This window comes from Acinetobacter sp. YH16032, assembly GCF_013417345.1.
In the GTDB taxonomy this organism is placed as follows: Bacteria; Pseudomonadota; Gammaproteobacteria; order Pseudomonadales; family Moraxellaceae; genus Acinetobacter.
In genome coordinates this window covers 89869-109960 of record NZ_VPEE01000007.1, presented here as the reverse complement: position 1 = coordinate 109960, position 20092 = coordinate 89869, and the positions used below count along the sequence as shown (strand labels likewise).

The following is a 20092-nucleotide window of genomic DNA, read 5'->3' as shown; positions in this document are numbered from 1 at the left end:
CTGGGCCGTGTCTCAGTCCCAGTGTGGCGGATCATCCTCTCAGACCCGCTACAGATCGTCGCCTTGGTAGGCCTTTACCCCACCAACTAGCTAATCCGACTTAGGCTCATCTATTAGCGCAAGGCCCGAAGGTCCCCTGCTTTCTCCCGTAGGACGTATGCGGTATTAGCATCCCTTTCGAGATGTTGTCCCCCACTAATAGGCAGATTCCTAAGCATTACTCACCCGTCCGCCGCTAGGTCCAGTAGCAAGCTACCTTCCCCCGCTCGACTTGCATGTGTTAAGCCTGCCGCCAGCGTTCAATCTGAGCCATGATCAAACTCTTCAGTTTAAAATCAATAGTACCTAAAGGGTACCAATCTTGGCTCATCAATTACTGACAAAAAAATTGCTCAAATAAACTTCGAGAAATTTCTACCATCAATCAATGATAATATATATCGATCAATCAACCAGTAAAAATCCACACAAGTTGTTCTTCATAATCTCTTAATGATCTTCTTAATGCTTCGTCAGCATCAAGCTAGGTCGGCTATATTACCCTTTCTTTTCAGAAAGTCAACTAGCAATGTTAATTTATTTTCCAACTCATTCTCAAAACTTAGATCCAACCTATTCAGCTAAATCCTTGTTTTTCAACAAGTTTTAATCAACATCACCGCCGATGGATGTGCATTCTACAGTATTTCATATCCAATGCAACCATGTTTTTTTAAATATTTAAATAAAATATGATTAACTGGATATTTATTGTTCAATTTACGTGATTTTTATGCTTTTTTAGCTATTTTTTAAGCGTGCATGGCACAATACTTGCAAAATTATCCATTAATTTTTCATCTTTATTAATTTCTTGCCACTTTAAACTACGGCAATCTATATATTCACAATACCCAGATTGCCCCTCTTCTTGAATTCCGTCAATCTGCACCTCATAACTAAAACTACCGACATAACCTGCGGCAACACCGAATTTAAAATCTCCACGACTTTCACCTTTCACGATTATTTTTCTTTTTTTATTTTCAAATGACCATTCAAATACGCGCGCTAAATACATCTCATGCCCATTAGGGGTTTTTACTTTTGGGTATACACGATGAACTTTGAAATAAACATCATCAAACATTTCAGATGTCTGAGTTTTTAAATCTCTTAAATACATTCTTGATTGTACAATTTGATTTAAACCATTACGTATATGAGCAAGAAGTAACTGCCTTTGATCAATCAAATTAATAATCTGATAGGTAAAAAAATGAAGTGGTAGATAAGGAATATTGATCGCTCTAGCAAATTCAAATGATCCTAACTGGTCAATTTTATATGTTTGTTCTTTATAGGTTACTATTCCTTTGCATTGACACACTAATGACCAGTGATCAAATAAACCTAATTTTAGTTTGGTAAAGTGCGAAATAATTGGTTGAGTTTGAATATTCAGATCAACGGAAAGTTCATTGTCCTTTCTTATTAATTTGAAGTTTGGGATTGAGCCTTCTAGTTGCTCTCTTTGTCCGAATACAAATTTATTCTCTTTAATCTCGCAATCATTAATGATTGAATAACCATGAAAATGTCCAACCATATGTGGACTAATGCTCGTAATGAGTGAAACAGTATCCAAGGCTCTTGTTTTAATTGCATAATCATTACGCAGCATTGGAACATTCGGCTGTCCGATAATGGTTAAAAAATTAAAATAATGAAGTGGAGATGGTAATCCTGGAATCATCAATCCTTGATGAATAATTTTATAGATTCCTCGTGGACCGTGATAATCCAACCGAAGAGGAAAAGGAGCCTGATTCAGCTGTTTTGAATCGTCCGCTAAACTCATCAACAACTGCATACCAAACTCCTTTTTTATTTATATTGTTTTTTCTCGAGCCAAAAATGTAGTGACGAAACCTGAAAGTGCATAAATTATCGAGAGCACTAAAATACCGACAGGAATATTGTATGTAATCGCAGCAAAGATAAACACAACAATAGGCAAGACTGCGAACGGCACACGTTTACGATCTACGGTTTTAAACGAATAGTATTTAATATTCGAAATCATCAGCAAGCCAACTGCAATAATAATGACTGCATTTATCGTCTGAATCATTGGATCAGATAGGACAAAAATTTCAGGGAAATCACGCCCCACCCAAACCAAAGAAATGATCATTACTGCGGCTAGAGGACTAGCTACACCAATAAAATAGCGTTTATCAACCACACCTATTTGCACATTGAAACGTGCCAATCGGAATGCAGCACAAGCAGTATAGACAAAACATGCAGCCAAACCGATTCGACCTAGATCATGGAGGCTCCAGCTATACATCAAAATTGCAGGCGCAACACCAAATGCCAACATATCTGATAATGAATCAAACTGCTCACCAAAAGGGCTTTGCGCTCCAATTGCTCGTGCGACCCGACCATCTAAACCATCAAATAAAGCAGCGATAAAAATGGCATAAATGGCTTGTGTGAATTCGCCATTCATACTTGCAATAATTGAGTAAAACCCTGACAACAATGCCGCAGTAGTAATCAGATTTGGCCACAGATAAATCCCACGACGCTTAACCTTTTGCCCTTCTTGTGTATGTTCCTCTTCTTCAACTTCGAAAGTAATACCATCAAAGCCCGGAACATTTCTTGGAGAAGATTCAGTTTCAGGTTTATTTATATTTGTCATTGTCATTCGTCCTAACTGTAGCCTTATCTCTCAATATTCTTATTCGCCGACCAACCAACGAACGGCAGCATGACCACCATTTTCACTCATTCTTAAGTGCGGAAAAAGCCATTGCAATGCTTCATCTGCATCTTCAGAAAACTTCCAAGGTGGATTAATCACTAATAAACCACAACCGTTTAATCCTACAGGTGTATCGTCTGGCCATACACATACTTCACAAACCAATTGACGGCGAATACCAGTCTTAATCATTTTTTTCTCAAAACGATCAATCATTGCGCGGTCTTTAATTGGGTACCAAATTGCAAATATGCCTGTAGGCCATTTCTTATATGCCGTAGCGATGAGTTCAACCAACTGCGGAAAATCCTTTCGCTCCACCTCATATGGTGGATCAATCATGACCAATCCACGTTTTTCTTTAGGAGGAATCACACCGAGCAAACCTTCATAAGCATCACGCTCATGCAAACCTGCCCGACGATCACGCACATTCATGTAAAGTTGCTGAAATACATCTCGTTGCATCTCAAAAATTGTTGCTTTATCTGTTTCGCGCATTCCTTCCAAAGCGAACCATGGCGAACCCGGATAAGCGCCTTTTCCGGCACCTGCACGCATATCTTCTACAACTTTAAGATATTGCTTAACACCTTCAGGGGCATTACGCTTAATTGAGTCATCGAGTTTAACTAAACGGTGAATACCATTTAAAAACTCTCCCGACTTCTGTGCTGCAGACGTTGATAAATCGTATTTACCTGCACCACCATGTGTATCAATGTAACGATACGGCTTATCTTTTTGATTAAGACGTGACAAAATCTGAAGCAACAATACATGCTTCATGACATCGGCAAAGTTTCCAGCATGGAAATGGTGACGGTAATTCATGTTTCAATTATTCCTAAGATCAACAATCATTTTAACATGAAAAAGTGTTTCATTCAGAATCGATTATTACTCTAAAATAGCTGACCTTTTTTTTATACAGTAAATAGCGAGATAAATATGGAAGCAGTTGTCATCCCAGGGGATTGGAATGTTGATCAAATCCTTGATGATTTAGATCAACATGGCTTCAGTATCATCGATCATGCATACCCACCAAGCTATTTAAAAAACGTTGTAAATGAATGCCAAATCCATCTCGATGATTTTCGAAATGCAGCAATTCAAAATGGCATTGTCAGCACAATCCGCAGCGATCACATTTTGTGGTTAGATCCAAAACTATCAATTTCCCATCAACACATAAAAACCTTAGATTTACTCTCTCAGGAATTAAATCGTGCATTTTATTTAGGCATTCAAGAAGTCGAAGCCCACTTCGCTTGTTATAATCCTGGTGATTTCTATGCTTTACATCGAGACAACCCTCAAGGCAAAAATGGTCGTGTGATGTCGACAGTTTTTTATCTGCATGAGGAATGGCATCAGCATTGGGGTGGTCAACTAAAGCTACAAGATAAGAATAATCAGTGGCATATTATTGAACCCCAACCTAATCGCATCGCTCTATTTCAAAGCGATTTATTACATGAAGTTCTTGTTGCACACCACCAACGTCTTTCGATTACAGCTTGGTTAAGGACCGCACGAACTTTAATTTAGCGCTTTATTTTTTCGAAGTTGCCTCCATATAGGTTTTAAACCTGATGAGGACTCATCCATGCAATCAAATACCAAGCTAATTATTCAACGCATTGGTGAAACAGACCAACTTTACTTACAAAAAAATACGCCTGAGCTTGCCTTTGAACGTGCCGAATTGCGTTTAGAGCTGGTCAGTATGAGTAAGCTTCGTCAGGAACAAATTCATTTTCTTCAAGAAGCGATTGTTCTTCTTGAACAAGGTCGAGTAGATTTCGAAGAAATGCCAATGCGTTTGTATATTAATCTTACCCTGATGTTAGCTAGAGCCTACATGATGTATTTTGAGATTACTCAAGATGAAAAATTTGCGATCATCACCCAGCAAATTTTAAAATCATTAACATCGACCAATCATAGTGATGTTTATTTTAATCTGGCTTATGCTTGCGCTTCTCGTAAAGAGTCAGCACTTACACGCCATTGGCTAAATAAATATTTTAAAACTATTGATCATGATTTAGAGGTGATAAGAACTCACCCTGCTTTCAAACAATTTCATGACCAAGAGTGGTTTATCCAGTTAACCAAACCTAAGATGCATTAAAAAAAGCCCCATGAAAGGGGCTTTTTTAGGCCATTTTTAATTTATATGCATCCATATGTAACTGTTGATTAAGTTCATCTATCCATATTGCCCAATCATCATCTTGTACTAAATGACTAATTAAGAAGTCGCGCTGACCTTTATTCCAAAATGGTGCATCATGTAAATTTTGTTGAGCGGAAAGCTGATGTGTACGGATATAGAGTTCAATTGCCGCTGGACTATTTGCCAACCCCAATTGAGAAAACAATAACGCTAAGGAAGGTTTATGTTCCATCAAGAGACTCCCCTTATCAGATTTTAATAAAATTATTATTTAAATAACTTATAAGAAATCCATGAAAAAACCCAGCTTTTGGTCTGGGTTTATTGTTTCAATTTGTGATTATATTTTCATCACTTTGTGTCGTTTGTGAGTTGCTCACTCAGTTGATCAATGACAATGGCCCATTCATTATCTTTTTTCCAATGACTAATAATAAAATCGCGTTGCGATGGGTTCCAAAAATCAGCTTCATGCATCGGCGTATTGGGATCAAGCCGATGTGTTTGTATAAAGTGATCAATCCCTTCAGGTGAGCTATCTAGGCCCAATTGCTCAAAAAGTAATTCTTGATTTACTTCCATATCTAACATGGATTGCTCCTTGAATTTTCATGATTTTGTTCAAGATAACATGTCAATACTAAGTTCAATGTAGAAGGATTTCTTAAGCATTGTTAAGTTTTGTGCATAAAAAAAGCACTCCCAATGGAGTGCTTTTTTAATTTAGTTGAAAACTAAATTATTTAACCATATCAGCAATCGCTGCACGTTCTTCTTCTAACTCATTAAGCGTGAAGTTGATACGCTCACGGCTGAATTCGTCAATTTCAAGACCTTGAACGATTTTGTACTCGCCATTTTCACAAGTTACAGGGAAACCGAACATTACGCCTTCAGGGATACCGTAAGAACCATCAGAAGGAATACCCATAGTTACCCATTCGCCGTTTGTGCCAAGAGCCCAATCGCGCATATGGTCGATTGCAGCGTTTGCAGCAGAAGCAGCAGAAGAAAGACCACGCGCTTCGATGATCGCAGCACCACGCTTACCAACAGTTGGAAGGAATACGTCTTTATTCCATGCAGCATCGTTGATTTTGTCTTTTAAGCTTTCGCCGTTTACGTTAGCAAAACGGTAGTCAGCATACATTGTTGGAGAGTGGTTACCCCAAACTGTCATGTTTTTGATGTCAGAAACTGCAACACCAGCTTTTTGAGCAAGTTGAGTTAACGCACGGTTGTGGTCAAGACGTAACATTGCTGTGAAGTTTTTCGCTGGAAGATCTGGAGCAGATTTCATTGCGATATAAGCATTCGTGTTAGCAGGGTTACCTACAACAAGAACTTTAACGTCACGGCTAGCAACTTCGTTAAGCGCTTGACCTTGACCGATGAAGATTTCACCGTTGACTTTAAGAAGGTCAGCACGTTCCATACCAGGACCACGTGGACGTGAACCAACAAGAAGCGCGTAGTCAGCATCTTTGAATGCAACTTTAGGATCATCAGTACCGATCATGCCAGCCAATAATGGGAAAGCACAGTCGTCAAGTTCCATCATCACGCCTTTAAGCGCTTGTTGAGCTTTCTCAACAGGAATTTCTAATAATTGAAGAATAACTGGTTGGTCTTTACCCAACATTTCACCGCTAGCGATACGGAATAAAAGGCTGTAACCAATTTGACCAGCAGCGCCAGTAACGGCAACGCGAACAGGTTGCTTCATGTAATTATCTCCAGTTGAGAGGATAGTCAATGCGATTAAATAGCTGTTCTATCTAATCTTAATAATCATAAACGGCGAAGATTGTACTCCAATACTTTGACAGATGCATTGAAAAGAGAATGAATTTCAACAAAAGTCTGATAGGAAATATAAATTAACTTCGCGGAAATAAATTAGTAGGCGCCCTCTATGTCAAATGTATTTGGGCAGGTCGAGACAATATCAGACGCACATGACTTGAATTGACCATTCGTGCGATAACAGATTTCAATCCCCGTTAACACTGGGCGACCATTTAAGCTTTGGCATTGAAATTCAATACCTTGGCTGGGTAATTTTGGGTTGAGTTTGATGAATTGCGATCGTAATGCCGCGATAGAGACTGTTTTACGATCCACTCCTGTTAAGTAATCAGGAACTTTTAATTGGTCTGCATGATTAATAATGGTACGAAAATACTGACTGGCATTCATTGGAACGCAACCACCATAGTTGGCCCACAGCCTAATTCTAGCCTGCTCATCAGGCATCACCCTAGCAACAACCCTCTTCTGTAGCGGTGCCAAGGTGGCAGATGAACTCGTTTGGCAATCATGACGACTGGTTTCTGGGATAAGACCCTTTATCGTCAGTGAATATCCTTCTAGGCATTTACGGTGTTTCGCTTTTGTTCGATCTAATGCACAAATGGCAGGTGTCATCTGTACTTGAAGCACATATCCTTGTAAACCTTTCCCTGATGCCATCACATCTGCTGAACACAACAAAGCCCCTACGCTCAAACTACTGAGGAGGTAAGTGTGTTGACGACTAAACAGCAGTTTTGTGTGATTCATCCAAGCTCACAAAAATAGTTGAAATGCTATTGCGTATTTCTTACTGGAATAGGCGGCATACGACTTTCGATCGCTTGCGGCCCCTGTCCAAGCAATACACCATAATGAGCAGCATTGGTCATAACTTTCTTCACATAGTCACGTGTTTCATGAAGTGGTATTGACTCTGTGTATTGATCCGCCGCAATGCTTTTGAACTCTGGTTGCCAACGGCGTGCTCTAGTCAGTCCTGCATTATAACCAGCCGTAGCCAGAACTGGACTGTTACTCAGCATACCTTGAATCATTGACAGGTAATATGTCCCATAACGAATATTAGTATTCGGATCTGATAATGCAGCAGGATTATACGTTTCACCCATTTTTCGTGCCACATCTTTTGCTGTTGCAGGCATAATTTGCATCAATCCACCAGCACCTACATGTGAACGGGCCGTGGTTACAAAGCGACTTTCTTGACGCATTAAACCATAAGCCCACGAAGGATCAATCCCTGCATTTTTACTATGCGTCACCACTAGATTTTGATGTGGTGTCGCATAACGATATGCATAGTTATGACGTTTAAGTGTTCTTTCCGCCGCATAAATAGCACGGTCATACCACCCCATTTCTGTGGCACGTTTTGCCGCAGCCAGTAATAGACCATCATCTTGCTTGAGATAAGCTTGGCGGACAGCCCAATTCCATTCACGGTTTGTGTAAGTTGCTGAAGCATTGATATTACGTAATGCAAAAGCACGTCTAAAGTGAATATCTTGATCTAAACGTTGAATATCCTGTGCGCTTGGTTGAGCACGATCATGTGCTTCATTATAACGAATACCTAAATGGTCTTTTGCCAACAGATTATGATAATCATCGCCAGCGGCAGCTAATCGTTGATAAATACTTTTCGCAGCTTGCTTGGAAGCTTGATCTTTGCGATTTTCATACGCTCTCGCCATCCAATATTGCCAGCGATCTTCTTGTTTTTGCGTAATGCTCATACTATCTATGGCACGCAACACACTTTCCCACTCACCAAAACGAATCGCTTGACGTGCGTAAATTTCAGCCTCTTCTGGTGTAAAAGGCACGCCATAACTGTAATCAAAGTTCTTCAGCACTTCAGGATTAAAATTATTTTTCATCACTGTCGTACCTCCAATATACGCCACCGTGCGGTACATATATTTTTGAACATCTGCAGGAACACCTTGCACAACACGAGGAAGATTTTGAAGCGCCGTGTTCAAGTCAGCATCTGCAGCACGACCTAAAGCAAACACCAAATAAGCATAATCTACTGTTGTTCCTTTGGTCGCAGACCATAAATAATTCAAAGGATCTGCCTGAATTTGATTTAATTGTGCTAATGACAAGTTTAAACCCAGAGTTTGTGCTGTTGCGATCGCTGGACCAGGCTGGCCCGCTCTAAGTTGCGCATACAAGCGCTGTTGACGATCCGTGGTGGTGAGTAAGGGACTACTTAGCATTAAGCGACCTAAACCATTACACGATTCTGGCTGCGACTCTGTTGTAAGCCAGACATCTTTGTATTCAGCGTATACCAATGTATCGCCATTTTTTGCTCTTACTTGCGCAACCGCACAGCTTTCAGCTTGATCAGGATTGGTGACATAAGGTAAAACAAGTTGAGCTGTCTTGAAATCTGCTTGTTTTACCTTTTCTTCGACATAATCAGCAGCTAATTTTTCAGCCATTGCAGATTGAGGATAGCGCTGTGCAAAGCTGATAATATTCGTTGCGGGTTGGAAGCCTAAATTATTATTCAACATCCAATATTCTGGATAATATCCAAGCGCATCATTTTGCATTGCAGAACGATAATATTCGAGCTGAGCTGTATTACCCGAGTTCGCAAATTTAATCGCCTCATTAAATTGCTCTTCAGCTGCATGAGCAACGGGCAAACAACCTAGTGTTATCAGCCCCATTAAATATTGTTTTAACTGTTTTTGCTTCACTGCTTTTTTTAACACGCTTCTCTTCTCAACTTTAACTCGTCGCTACATTTGGACATGCTTTTTTTGCATGATCAACTCTTTTGCAGCGCTTGGCAATTTTAAAATGTATTTTAAATACTCTAATGATCAAGTACTGTTCTGTTATGTAAAGCGCTGATTAACCACTATTATTTTAAAGTATTTTTACTGTAAATCCATAAACTTGATCTGATTTATATATTTGTTCAACCCGTAGTACAAATACTGTAAAATAGCTCGCTTTTATCGAGTGTGGGATTCCCCCATACTTCACCGGAACATATTTATCCCTTTTTATAGGATAGGAGCCTTCATGACGGTTCAAACCTTCATTCCGAATAGTGCCCCAGCTGCCTCAGAAAACACTGTTACCCAGCCACAGCACACCCCAGCCATCGATGGTGCAGTCAAAAAACTGTATATCGAAACGCAAGGGTGTCAGATGAATGAGTATGACAGTCATCGTATGGCCGACTTGCTAGGTGATTCACACGGTTATGTATTAACGACAGACCCTGCTGATGCAGATATTCTTTTAATGAATACCTGTTCAATTCGTGAAAAAGCGCAAGAAAAAGTATTTTCAGAATTAGGTCGCTGGCGCAAGCTGAAAGAAAAAAATCCTGATTTGGTGATTGGTGTAGGTGGATGTGTTGCATCTCAAGAAGGTGACAATATCCAAAAACGTGCACCTTATGTCGACATGGTATTTGGTCCACAAACACTTCACCGTTTGCCACAAATGCTTGATCGACATACGGATCAAATTGAAAAGCCGAAAAAAGAGAAAATCAAACTGGTAGACATCTCATTTCCAGATATCGAAAAGTTCGACTTCTTACCTGAACCTCGCGTTGAAGGTTATAAGGCGTTCGTATCGATTATGGAAGGCTGTTCAAAATACTGTTCATTCTGCGTGGTGCCATACACTCGTGGTGAGGAAGTCTCTCGTCCCCTAGATGATGTACTTGCTGAAATTGCTGGTCTTGCGGAAAAGGGCGTACGTGAAGTTTCTTTACTCGGTCAAAACGTAAATGGTTACCGCGGAGAAACATTCGAAGGTGAAATCTGTACGTTTGCTGATCTTCTTCGTCTAGTGGCGGAAATTCCAGGCATTGGTCGTATTCGTTATACGACATCTCATCCCTTGGAATTCAATGATGACCTCATCCAATGCTATCGTGACCTACCACAGATGGTTTCTCACCTTCATTTACCAGTTCAAAGTGGTTCAAATGATGTATTGAAGGCGATGAAGCGTAACCACACGATTGATGTCTATATCGATAAGATTGCTAAATTACGCCAGGTACGCCCTGATATGCATTTGTCTTCAGACTTTATTATTGGCTTCCCTGGTGAAACTGATGCTAACTTTGAAGAGACATATCAATTTATTCAAGACTTAGATTTTGATCATTCTTATAGTTTCATCTACTCGAAACGTCCTGGTACACCAGCATCAGAGCTGGAAGATTTAACACCTGAAGATGTTAAAAAAGAGCGCTTGGCTAAAGTTCAACAATGGATCAAGCAATCAAGTATCCAAAAAACTGATGCTATGCTTGGTACTGTCCAACGTGTGCTCATTGAGAGCGTTTCAAAGCACGATCCAAACTTATTGGTAGGAACCGCAGACAATACACGTTTAGTAACATTTATTGGTGATGCTTCTTGGCTCGGACGCTTTGCAGAGATTGAGATTACAGAGATTAAAACCTTAAATTTAGTTTACGGTGAACTCTTGAATCTTGAACCTGACGTGGCGTAATGTAGAGGTATAGATTAATAGACTCTAAAGGAAATCTCTTGACTGCAGCGATTCGACGTACAGTGGCTTTTCCCGGTGTTTCAATGGACCGTTTACAAACCATGCTTGGCGCGTACAACGGTCATATGAAACAAATTGAACAACGTTTAGATGTAAAAATCAGTCAGCGTGGCGATAGTTTTTTTATTGACGGTGGAATTGATGAAGTCGAGAGAGTTGAATGCTTACTTCAGCGCTTATACGCCGAAGCTGAAGTTTCTCAACAAATCAGCTCTGATTTGATTCATTTAATGATTCAAGGCAGCCAGACTGATCATGAATTACAATTGGATCCTAATCAAGAACACACAGGACTTGACGAAGTCTGGCTCCAAACCCGTAAGGGCCGCATTAATCCGCGGGGGGCCAACCAAAAACGCTATGTACAACGTATTCTTCAAAGTGATATTTCTTTCGGGATTGGTCCAGCGGGTACAGGTAAGACCTATTTGGCTGTAGCTGCTGCCGTTGATATGCTTGAACGCAATGAAATTCAACGTATTCTTTTAGTTCGCCCTGCTGTGGAAGCTGGTGAAAAACTTGGCTTCTTGCCAGGTGACTTATCACAGAAAATTGATCCTTATTTACGCCCACTCTATGATGCCCTGTATGAAATGCTTGGATTTGAAAAAGTGGCAAAATTAATTGAGCGTCAAATTATTGAAGTAGCGCCACTTGCATATATGCGTGGTCGTACACTCAATCACTCCTTTGTCATTTTAGATGAAGCTCAAAATACAACGCCAGAACAGATGAAAATGTTCTTAACTCGTCTTGGTTTTGGTTCGCGTGCAGTCATTACCGGTGACATTACTCAAGTGGATTTACCACGTGGACAACAGTCTGGTTTGGCACATTCATTACGTGTGCTTGAAAAGATTAAAGAAATCCATATCACACGTTTTCACTCACGTGATGTTGTAAGACATCAGCTTGTACAAAAAATTGTAGAAGCATACGAAGGTTGGGACAGTGAACAACATCGTTTAACTGCTGAAGCACGTGCGGAACGTAAAGCGCGTCAAGAAGCACTCATATCAGAAAATGATTCTGCTGCTGATGCTCAGCATCAAGATGCAGAGTAATTTAAATCTAATCACGCTCAAGGCAAGATTTTGAAACTCAGTCTCTCACTACAACAATCGTTTGAAGCATCAAGCTTGGTGCTCAAACGTGCGTATGTTAAAAAAATTATTGAAACCACCCTTCGTCATATTGATACACAAAGCGATTGTGAAATTGGTATAGCTTGCGTAGATGTCGAAGAAAGTCACAAACTTAACCTTGAATATCGTGGTAAAGATAAGCCAACCAATGTTTTATCTTTTCCAAGCGACTTACCAGATGAAATGGCTGAAATTCTAGACAGTTTCCCTATCGGAGATCTGGTGATTTGTATTCCCGTTGTGCTTCGTGAAGCAGAAGAACAATTTAAAGCACCATTAACACATTTCACTCATATGTTGGTTCACGGTACTTTACATCTGATGGGCTATGATCATGAAACTTCTGAACAAGATGCTGAGGAAATGGAAGCAATTGAGATTGAGATTTTACAAAAACTAGGTTTTGAAAATCCTTACCTGCTTTTGGATGACGAATAACACTCCTCAATGACTTCGGTCTATGCTTCCCGTTATTCGGGAAGCAAATTAAAATAATAAATGAGTATTCAAAAATGAACTTCGTTGTCATCTTCAAAGCTAAAATAAAAAATATTGATGATGAATATGTAATATTGGCTAGCCAAATGCGGCATAAAGCGATGCATGATTACCATTGTACAAAGTTTGAAAGCTATCAAGAGAAGGATAATGAAGTCAGTCTTTCTTATTGGAGTCGGTTAGAAGATATTCAAGCTTGGCATCAAGACACCCAACATCTTTATGCCCAACAAAAAGGTCGCCTATCATGGTATGACACGTATTCGATTGAGGTCTGTCAGATTCAGCGGGCTTATCAATCTGAATAAATCGAGTTGATCTTTATATTGATGACATATTTTAGACAAATGAGTTAAATATTGAGCAAGTTCTTCAGATAAAATAAGATAAAGTCATGCGAAACCAATAGATTAAACTTAAATAACGCCTGACCATCAAAACCATAATAAACGTCTTTGTAAACATTACATCGCAATTGGATAAACTGTTATCCTTCGGCAGTAATCACCTACAAGATATACACTAGCTGACATCTCACAAGATTTAGAGGTAATGGAACTTCACTTATGCCAACGATTATTTCAAATATCGCGAACAAATTCCGTAAAGTCTATCAAAAGGCTGAAGGATTTATTGAAGAAGAACGTGAATTTCCTGTCTCTCAAGTTTTTTTAAATGCGACTTTCAAGCGCTTTGTGACCGACAATGTCAGTATCCTTGAAGATTTACATGCGGATTTACATGACGATTGGCTTCGACTCTATGCCACTTTGAAGGTGAAAGGGCTTTATACCATTCTCTCTGTAGATTTAAAGCTCATTCAAATGGAATTGAATAAAGATGTACAACTGATTGTATTTGAACAAATTAGTGAAACCGAAGTCATTGAAGCAAAATTTCAAACCTTTTGGATGAAAATTGCATTCCGCTCTGCCCTATTTTTCTATCAAAAAATTCTTCGTAAAGATCCACTTGGCATGATTTTAGAGCGGTTTAATGTCATTAAAGTCAAAGACGATCTCTTACATCTCGATTTAAATCAGTGGCTCGGAAAAAATCGCTCGATCATCGAAACATTGGGCAAAGTACACGTCAACCATGCAGAACTTCGTGAAACAGAATTGGTGGTGATTGGTAATGTAAATTTGATGGCTTTATTTAGCAAAATGAATACTGATCGATTCAAATCGAAATCTGATGAAGTGGAAAGTGATCACATTACACCAATTAAACAAAAGGACGACTAGAGCGCAAAGTTCTAATCTCGTCATAAAGCTTAAGCTACAGAAAAATACATTTTCACTGTGATTATTGATTATTTCTCCTTATTTATCAGAGATAATAAAACTTCAAGTGATCCTTCGATACGAAGGTAAAGGAAAATATTTATGGCATTTAAATCGTTTAAAACTTTGAGTGTGATTGCAAGTGTAGGTACAGCCGTGCTTTTCACAGGCTATTCAAGTCAAGCGCTTGCCATGACGCCCTTCCAAGCCTCTTATCAGTTTGCATACAATGGTAAAAACTTGGGGTCAGCAACACGAACCTTGAAAAAATCAGGTAACACATGGAATTACGTTTTTGCAGCTAAAGCAGGTGGTATTGCTTCAGCGACTGAAACCAGTAACTTCACATTCAACAATAATCAAATTCAATCATCCAATTTCAGTCGCACCAGTAAAATTTTAGTTCATAACAATACAATGAGCATTAAATTTAATCCGAGTGCCAAAACCATTAACACCACCAAAGATAAAGAGCAACGCTCATTTGCATGGAAATCTGGTGTACTGGATGAGTTAAATGCAGAATTGCAAATTCGTGAAGACCTCAAAAATAACGGTTTAAAATCGCAATATTGGATTGCAGATGCTAAAGAAGTTGAATCACGTCGATTCGTCAAACAAGGCACTGAAAAAGTGGAAACCAAGTACGGCACGTTTGATACCATCAAGGTGGTGATGAAACATGATAAACCAGGTCGTGAAACGATTTTTTGGCTGTCTCCGAAATTGGACTATCTACCAGTGAAAGTCACACACCAAGATAAGAAATCTTCATACGGGCTCTTACTGACAGGGTATAACGGTCCACAAAATTAAGGCATTTTTTACTTGCTTTTTTGCAGATGCTTTTTAAAATACGTCTTTGCTTAAAAAGGCACCTGCCCTAGAGGATTCTCCCGTGTACGCACTAGAACAGAAAATCTTAAACGAAGGTATCGTTCTATCTGATCAGGTTTTAAAAGTTGATTCTTTTCTAAACCACCAAATCGACCCAGTGATGATGCAACAAATTGGTCAAGAATTTGCTCGTCTATTCAAAGATGCAGGCATCACCAAAATCATCACAATTGAAGCTTCAGGTATCGCACCTGCTGTGATGGCTGGCTTGGAACTTGGTGTACCGGTAATTTTTGCACGTAAGTATCAATCTTTAACTTTAAAAGATGATTTATATCGTTCAAAAGTATTCTCTTTTACAAAGCAAGTAGAAAGCACAATTGCTATTTCTAAGAAGCACATTGCAGCAACAGATAAGGTTCTTGTGATCGATGACTTTCTTGCGAATGGACAAGCAGCTTTAGGTTTAGCTGATTTGATTCACCAAGCTGAAGCTGAGGTTGTCGGGATTGGTATCGTGATTGAAAAGTCGTTCCAACCTGGCCGTGATCTTTTACTTGAAAAAGGTTACCGCGTTGAGTCACTTGCTCGTGTTGAATCACTTGCAAATGGGACAGTGACTTTTGTTCAAGAATAATGTTGAACATTAAAAAAAGCGCCTAACGGCGCTTTTTTTATTTTAATGTGGCAGGATCTAGTTGAATGCCCAATTTTGTACCACCAAAATGCTTTTGAATATAATCCTCAACGTAAGGCTGATGGTAAAGATTTGAAAGTTTTTGAAATTTTGGATCATTCAATCGGTCTTTACGCACTACCAGTATATTGACATTTTCTAAAGCTTTATCAGTGACCTCTTCTTTAAATATCGCATTTGTTATTACATTTAGTCCACTTTCCAGAGCAATAGTATTTCCAATTGCGGCTAAATCCACCTCAGACAAGACACGTGGGAGTTGTGCACCTTTGACCAATTTAAATTGAAGTGATTTCGGATTTGACTGGATACTTTCAAGAGTTCCAGAAATCGTATTAAAATCAGGCTTAAGTATAATTAGCTGAGCACGCTCTAATAACCTTAATGCACGTGCTGTATTCGCCACATCATTTGGAATTGCAATTAAGGCCCGATCAGGCAAAGCAATTAATGACTTGTAGTTTTGAGAATATAAACCCATAGGCTCTAAATAAGTGGTCGCCAAGACAGCAAGCTTCAGATGATTCAAGTCATTAAATTCTTTGAAATACGCCCAAGATTGAAATGCATTTACATCAATTTCACCATCGAGCAAAGCTTGATTCAAAGCCACACCGTCATTAATTTCTTTCACCTCAATGTCAACTTTTGCTGTTTTCGCGTGATCAGAATCCGCGATATGTCTCCAAATATCAACATCCGATCCATGTGATCCGATCACGATTGTTTGTTGTGTTTGCTTTGTTTTTTGAGGTTTAGGTTGAGCACTACATGCACTGATAATGAGAATTGCAAAAATAATAAATAAAAATTGGGCGTATTTTGACTTCATGATTTACTCGATATTGTTGTTGATTGTTTGAGTTGTTTAAATTGCGCTGGATAATATTTTTCTGTAACGTCTAGATGAGATCTAAGTCGACCTTTGATACAGTTTTCTCCTACATTTCTCAGTAAAGGATTCAGCGGATCTGTCTCTGGTCCTTGTGCAAGCGCTTTTAAATTATCTGCAAGATTTAAAAGCGGAATTTCACCAGCAAATAAATTTGGAGAAAGAAAATAAGCAACCGAGTACCGTTCTGCATTGGTTGGAGATATGACTCGATGTTGATTCGCAATCAAATATCCATTTGTGGCAAGCTCTAAAACCTCACCGATATTGACGACAAATGCGTATTCAACAAATGGTACTTCAATCCATTTGCCTTGACTTAAGACCTGAAGTCCTCCGATCTGGTCTTGTAAAAGTAAAGTTAAAATATTGGAGTCTTTATGAGGCCCTACACCCTGATGATTCATTTGATCAATTGGGGGATAATGAATCAGCTTGAGTAGTTCATGTGGACTGCCTGTAATCAATTGATCAAGTGCTGTGTCCTGCTGCCCCAATGAAAGCAACAAGGCTTTTAATAATTTAATTGCAACTTGTCTGAGATCTCGTTGCCATGCGGTGACTACGCGTTGAAACTCAGGCCAATTCGAAGGCCACTGATTTGGTCCCTGTAAACGTCTCCATGTCGGTCCAGTTTCAGGTTCTAATGCTGCCAGCTCAAAACCAATGTCTATTTGTTCTCTAAAATCAGGTTGCAGACGTGTAACTTCGGCATTTACTCGACTATACCCTCGAAAATGCGGGGAATGAATCATAGCGATTTCATCTTTTTGTTCTTGTGGCAGCGAAAAAAACTGTCGAGTAATACGCTGAATCTCCAAAATTTTTTCAGCTGAAATGCCATGACCTGTCAAATAAAAAAAACCAATATCCTTGGCGATATGTGCAAGTCGTTGCAGAAAATCTGCTTGCGTTGATGATTGATCAAATTGACTTAAATTTAGAATTGGAAGTGCGGTTAAGCTTTGTTGTAATGGTTGATTCATGATGCACTCATCTTTCTAATACTTCATTGTATTAATGACTGAAAGATGAATGCTTTTGAAATCATTTAAACTGGATACTTATGCTGCTATAAAAATATGATTCGCGTTCAATCACTTAATCTTGCCCAGTCCACACATGATCTTTTAAAGACACGGCATTCGGAATGAGTTTGAGCTGATAAAATAAATCTGCAATTTTTTGTTGCGCCTTAACTGTATCTGTATCGACCAGTTTGGCATAAGCAGGAATATTTCTTTTTTCTAAAACCAGTTTAGTAATATTTTCATCCAAGCTTGTACTTTGCGCCAAAATTTTTGCGGCTTGATCTGGGTGTTGATTGATCCAATCATCTACTTGATTTAATGTTTGCACAAATTTTTGGGCTTCAACCCGATGTTGTTTTAAAAATTTTGGAGAAGACAAATAGAAGCTATACGCTAATGGCAAAGCTTTTGAATCAATAAGAACACGTGTATCACCTTTAAGCGAAGCAGCACTTGCATAAGGATCCCAAATCGCCCAAGCATCGAGTGATTTTTTATCAATAGCAGCTCGTGCATCTGCAGGCGTTAACCAGACGGGTTGAATATCAGACCAGCTCAATTGAGCTTGATCTAATATTTGTGAGAGAAAGTAATGCGCACTTGAACCTTGTGTAACACCAATGCGCTTACCTTTTAGATCCTTTAAGCTTTGAATCGTGCTGTCTTTGGGTAAGAGCAAGCTATGTGAGTTTTTAGATCCATTTTCATAAGCTAAATATTGAATTGGTTTACCTGCAGAAAGTGCGAAAATTACAGGTGTATCCCCTGTATACCCCACATCAATAGCACCGACATTTAATGCTTCTAGTGTTTGAGGACCTGCCGGAAACTCTTTCCATTGAATTTTCACACCGGGAAATGCTTGCTCAAAAGTTTTATTTTGTTTTGCAACGATGAATTTAAGCGCCGCTTTTTGATAGCCAATATTCAAGGTTGTTAACTTTTCTTTTGATTCATCTTGCCCCTTAAGCTCAGTAGGCTTTTCTTTTGAGCATGCAATGAGGCTAAAACTCAATGTCACAATGGTGCTTAGTACAAATAATTTTTTCATTGTCTTGGTAATTTTTTTGATTGGAATAAAAAAATAAGCCAAACTTCGAAAAAAATTAAATCACTATTTGCGCTTAGTTATTCAGTTCAAGATCTAAGCCATCCTCTCATAAAATATGGTTTTATCCTTAAAAATTAGATTAATCTATTTTCAAATCAATTTTTTATTTTATCTGGCATTACAGTTTTTCTACATTCGGCCATGTTGCAACTTTAAGTGCAATGCTAGAATCTTTGAAATAAATGGATGTATAGATTAGAGCAATCCTAAATGACTGAAAACTTAGAAATACACTGCCCAAAATGCGGTTCAACTGATATTGAAAAACGCAACCATGAACAATTACTGCAAAAAACAGGTGGTGTTCTTCTTTCCGCAGCGGGTACGACTGCGGGTACTGTGGGTGGTGCTGCATCAGGTGCTTCTATTGGTGCTTCCATTGGTGCTGTTGCGGGCCCTTTAGGTGTAATCATGGGTGGCACAATAGGCACTTTTGTTGGTGCAATCAGTGTGGGTGTGACTGGTGGCTTTTTAGGTCATCGTTTTGGAAAAAAAGCGGGTGAAATCGTCGATAAGAATGTTTTCCTCGATTACCAATGCAAAAAGTGCAAACACCGGTTTGAACAAAAACATATTTCAAAATAAAAGTGAGCGAGAAGCTCACTTTTTTATGCCTGATAAAATAATCTTTAAAATTATTTCTTTAACATTTGCAACGCCACTTCACCTAATCGTTTCCCTTGCTCGATACATAGTGATTTTTCATCTTGGCTTAGAGATTGATCGTGTCTAGGACCACTGACATGTGTAGCACCATAAGGTGTCCCACCTGATTTTGTATTTGATAAAGCTGGATTGGCATTGGTTAAACCTAAAATCAGCATTCCATGATGAAACAAAGGTGGCAACATGGTCAGTAATGTACTTTCCTGCCCGCCGTGCATAGACCCCGATGAACCAAACACACAAGCAGGTTTATTATGCAATGCACCATTGAGCCATAAGCTCGTTGTTTGGTCCCAAAAATATTTCATTTCTGATGCCATATTGCCAAATCGAGTGGGTGATCCTAATGCAAGTCCCGAACAATGTTGAAGATCATCCAAAGTCGCATAAATATCGCCCTCCTCTGGAATACTTGGTGCTGCTTCGGTCACCACTGTTGCCAACTGTGGAACTGTTCTAATTTTCGCAAGCATTCCAGTAGATTCAATTCCTTGAGCAATTAAATGTGCCATTTCCTTGGTTGAACCATATTTGCTGTAATACAAAACTAGAACATATGCTTGCATAAAAAGATCATCCAATGAAAAAAGAAAACTATACGGTAT

At 39.1% G+C, this 20092-nt stretch carries 22 protein-coding genes and 1 rRNA gene; 10 read left to right on the top strand and 13 right to left on the bottom strand.

Features of this window, described 5'->3' with window-relative positions:
- The 4 genes from FTV32_RS07000 to FTV32_RS06985 form a co-directional block, all read right to left on the bottom strand.
- Positions 1-331 (bottom strand): 16S ribosomal RNA (locus FTV32_RS07000); the annotation flags it as partial.
- Positions 332-784: 453 nt separating this feature from the next.
- Positions 785-1852 carry a DUF6670 family protein gene (locus tag FTV32_RS06995; RefSeq protein ID WP_180028264.1) on the bottom strand — a complete coding sequence of 356 codons (1068 nt, stop codon included), beginning with the start codon at positions 1850-1852 and terminating at the stop codon, positions 785-787.
- 18 nt (positions 1853-1870) lie between these two features.
- On the bottom strand, positions 1871-2695 hold the full coding sequence (gene pssA / locus FTV32_RS06990; RefSeq protein WP_035269898.1) for a CDP-diacylglycerol--serine O-phosphatidyltransferase: 825 nt from the start codon (positions 2693-2695) through the stop codon (positions 1871-1873).
- A gap of 39 nt (positions 2696-2734) precedes the next feature.
- On the bottom strand, positions 2735-3592 hold the full coding sequence (locus tag FTV32_RS06985; RefSeq protein ID WP_035269897.1) for a 23S rRNA (adenine(2030)-N(6))-methyltransferase RlmJ: 858 nt from the start codon (positions 3590-3592) through the stop codon (positions 2735-2737).
- 117 nt (positions 3593-3709) lie between these two features.
- Here FTV32_RS06985 and FTV32_RS06980 point away from each other — a divergent pair, with 117 nt between their 5' ends.
- Together FTV32_RS06980 and FTV32_RS06975 are read left to right on the top strand one after the other, a co-directional pair.
- A complete protein-coding gene (locus FTV32_RS06980; protein ID WP_035269896.1) occupies positions 3710-4312 on the top strand; it encodes a 2OG-Fe(II) oxygenase in 603 nt (200 codons plus the stop codon).
- 58 nt (positions 4313-4370) lie between these two features.
- Positions 4371-4898 carry a hypothetical protein gene (locus FTV32_RS06975; RefSeq protein WP_035269895.1) on the top strand — a complete coding sequence of 176 codons (528 nt, stop codon included), beginning with the start codon at positions 4371-4373 and terminating at the stop codon, positions 4896-4898.
- A gap of 25 nt (positions 4899-4923) precedes the next feature.
- Here FTV32_RS06975 and FTV32_RS06970 read toward each other — a convergent pair whose 3' ends face one another.
- The 5 genes from FTV32_RS06970 to FTV32_RS06950 form a co-directional block, all read right to left on the bottom strand.
- Positions 4924-5175: a DUF2789 family protein gene (locus FTV32_RS06970; RefSeq protein WP_035269894.1), complete on the bottom strand. Its 252-nt coding sequence runs from the start codon at positions 5173-5175 to the stop codon at positions 4924-4926.
- Between the two features lie 119 nt (positions 5176-5294).
- Complete coding sequence (locus tag FTV32_RS06965) at positions 5295-5534, bottom strand: DUF2789 family protein (protein WP_035269893.1); 240 nt, start codon at positions 5532-5534, stop codon at positions 5295-5297.
- 148 nt (positions 5535-5682) lie between these two features.
- The gene (locus FTV32_RS06960; protein WP_035269892.1) at positions 5683-6669 is read right to left on the bottom strand and encodes a malate dehydrogenase; all 987 of its coding nucleotides are present in this window, start codon (positions 6667-6669) and stop codon (positions 5683-5685) included.
- Between the two features lie 173 nt (positions 6670-6842).
- On the bottom strand, positions 6843-7505 hold the full coding sequence (locus FTV32_RS06955) for a ribonuclease I (protein WP_081403304.1): 663 nt from the start codon (positions 7503-7505) through the stop codon (positions 6843-6845).
- A 26-nt stretch (positions 7506-7531) separates the two neighbouring features.
- Positions 7532-9445: a lytic transglycosylase domain-containing protein gene (locus FTV32_RS06950; RefSeq protein ID WP_218947383.1), complete on the bottom strand. Its 1914-nt coding sequence runs from the start codon at positions 9443-9445 to the stop codon at positions 7532-7534.
- A 361-nt stretch (positions 9446-9806) separates the two neighbouring features.
- Here FTV32_RS06950 and miaB point away from each other — a divergent pair, with 361 nt between their 5' ends.
- The 7 genes from miaB to FTV32_RS06915 all read left to right on the top strand — a co-directional run bounded on the left by miaB (position 9807) and on the right by FTV32_RS06915 (position 15727).
- Positions 9807-11264, top strand: a complete 1458-nt coding sequence (miaB, locus tag FTV32_RS06945) for a tRNA (N6-isopentenyl adenosine(37)-C2)-methylthiotransferase MiaB (RefSeq protein WP_035269886.1) — start codon at positions 9807-9809, stop codon at positions 11262-11264.
- Positions 11265-11302: 38 nt separating this feature from the next.
- Entirely contained in the window at positions 11303-12388 is a 1086-nt protein-coding gene (locus tag FTV32_RS06940) for a PhoH family protein (RefSeq protein WP_035269883.1), read from the top strand.
- Positions 12389-12418: 30 nt separating this feature from the next.
- Positions 12419-12907 (top strand): rRNA maturation RNase YbeY, encoded by a 489-nt coding sequence (gene ybeY / locus FTV32_RS06935; RefSeq protein ID WP_035269880.1) that lies wholly within the window; start codon positions 12419-12421, stop codon positions 12905-12907.
- Between the two features lie 74 nt (positions 12908-12981).
- Positions 12982-13275 carry an antibiotic biosynthesis monooxygenase gene (locus FTV32_RS06930; protein ID WP_180028263.1) on the top strand — a complete coding sequence of 98 codons (294 nt, stop codon included), beginning with the start codon at positions 12982-12984 and terminating at the stop codon, positions 13273-13275.
- Between the two features lie 258 nt (positions 13276-13533).
- A complete protein-coding gene (locus FTV32_RS06925) occupies positions 13534-14214 on the top strand; it encodes a hypothetical protein (RefSeq protein WP_035265225.1) in 681 nt (226 codons plus the stop codon).
- A gap of 141 nt (positions 14215-14355) precedes the next feature.
- The gene (locus FTV32_RS06920) at positions 14356-15069 is read left to right on the top strand and encodes a DUF3108 domain-containing protein (RefSeq protein WP_035265223.1); all 714 of its coding nucleotides are present in this window, start codon (positions 14356-14358) and stop codon (positions 15067-15069) included.
- Between the two features lie 82 nt (positions 15070-15151).
- Positions 15152-15727 carry a xanthine phosphoribosyltransferase gene (locus FTV32_RS06915; RefSeq protein ID WP_035265221.1) on the top strand — a complete coding sequence of 192 codons (576 nt, stop codon included), beginning with the start codon at positions 15152-15154 and terminating at the stop codon, positions 15725-15727.
- Positions 15728-15764: 37 nt separating this feature from the next.
- On the opposite strand, the gene FTV32_RS06910 is transcribed toward FTV32_RS06915, so the two are convergent.
- The 3 genes from FTV32_RS06910 to FTV32_RS06900 form a co-directional block, all read right to left on the bottom strand.
- The gene (locus tag FTV32_RS06910; protein WP_180028262.1) at positions 15765-16619 is read right to left on the bottom strand and encodes a MetQ/NlpA family ABC transporter substrate-binding protein; all 855 of its coding nucleotides are present in this window, start codon (positions 16617-16619) and stop codon (positions 15765-15767) included.
- Positions 16616-17665: an isopenicillin N synthase family oxygenase gene (locus tag FTV32_RS06905; protein ID WP_180028261.1), complete on the bottom strand. Its 1050-nt coding sequence runs from the start codon at positions 17663-17665 to the stop codon at positions 16616-16618. Before FTV32_RS06905 ends, FTV32_RS06910 begins: the two co-directional genes overlap by 4 nt.
- Positions 17666-17780: 115 nt before the next feature.
- Positions 17781-18761, bottom strand: coding sequence for an aliphatic sulfonate ABC transporter substrate-binding protein (locus FTV32_RS06900; RefSeq protein ID WP_035265241.1), 981 nt, complete (start codon positions 18759-18761; stop codon positions 17781-17783).
- 270 nt (positions 18762-19031) lie between these two features.
- On the opposite strand from FTV32_RS06900, the gene FTV32_RS06895 reads away from it, so the two are divergent.
- Positions 19032-19406, top strand: a complete 375-nt coding sequence (locus FTV32_RS06895) for a hypothetical protein (RefSeq protein ID WP_035265212.1) — start codon at positions 19032-19034, stop codon at positions 19404-19406.
- A 50-nt stretch (positions 19407-19456) separates the two neighbouring features.
- Here the strand turns inward: FTV32_RS06895 and wrbA are convergent, their stop codons facing one another.
- Positions 19457-20053, bottom strand: a complete 597-nt coding sequence (gene wrbA / locus FTV32_RS06890) for an NAD(P)H:quinone oxidoreductase (RefSeq protein WP_035265209.1) — start codon at positions 20051-20053, stop codon at positions 19457-19459.
- Positions 20054-20092: the final 39 nt, after the last annotated feature.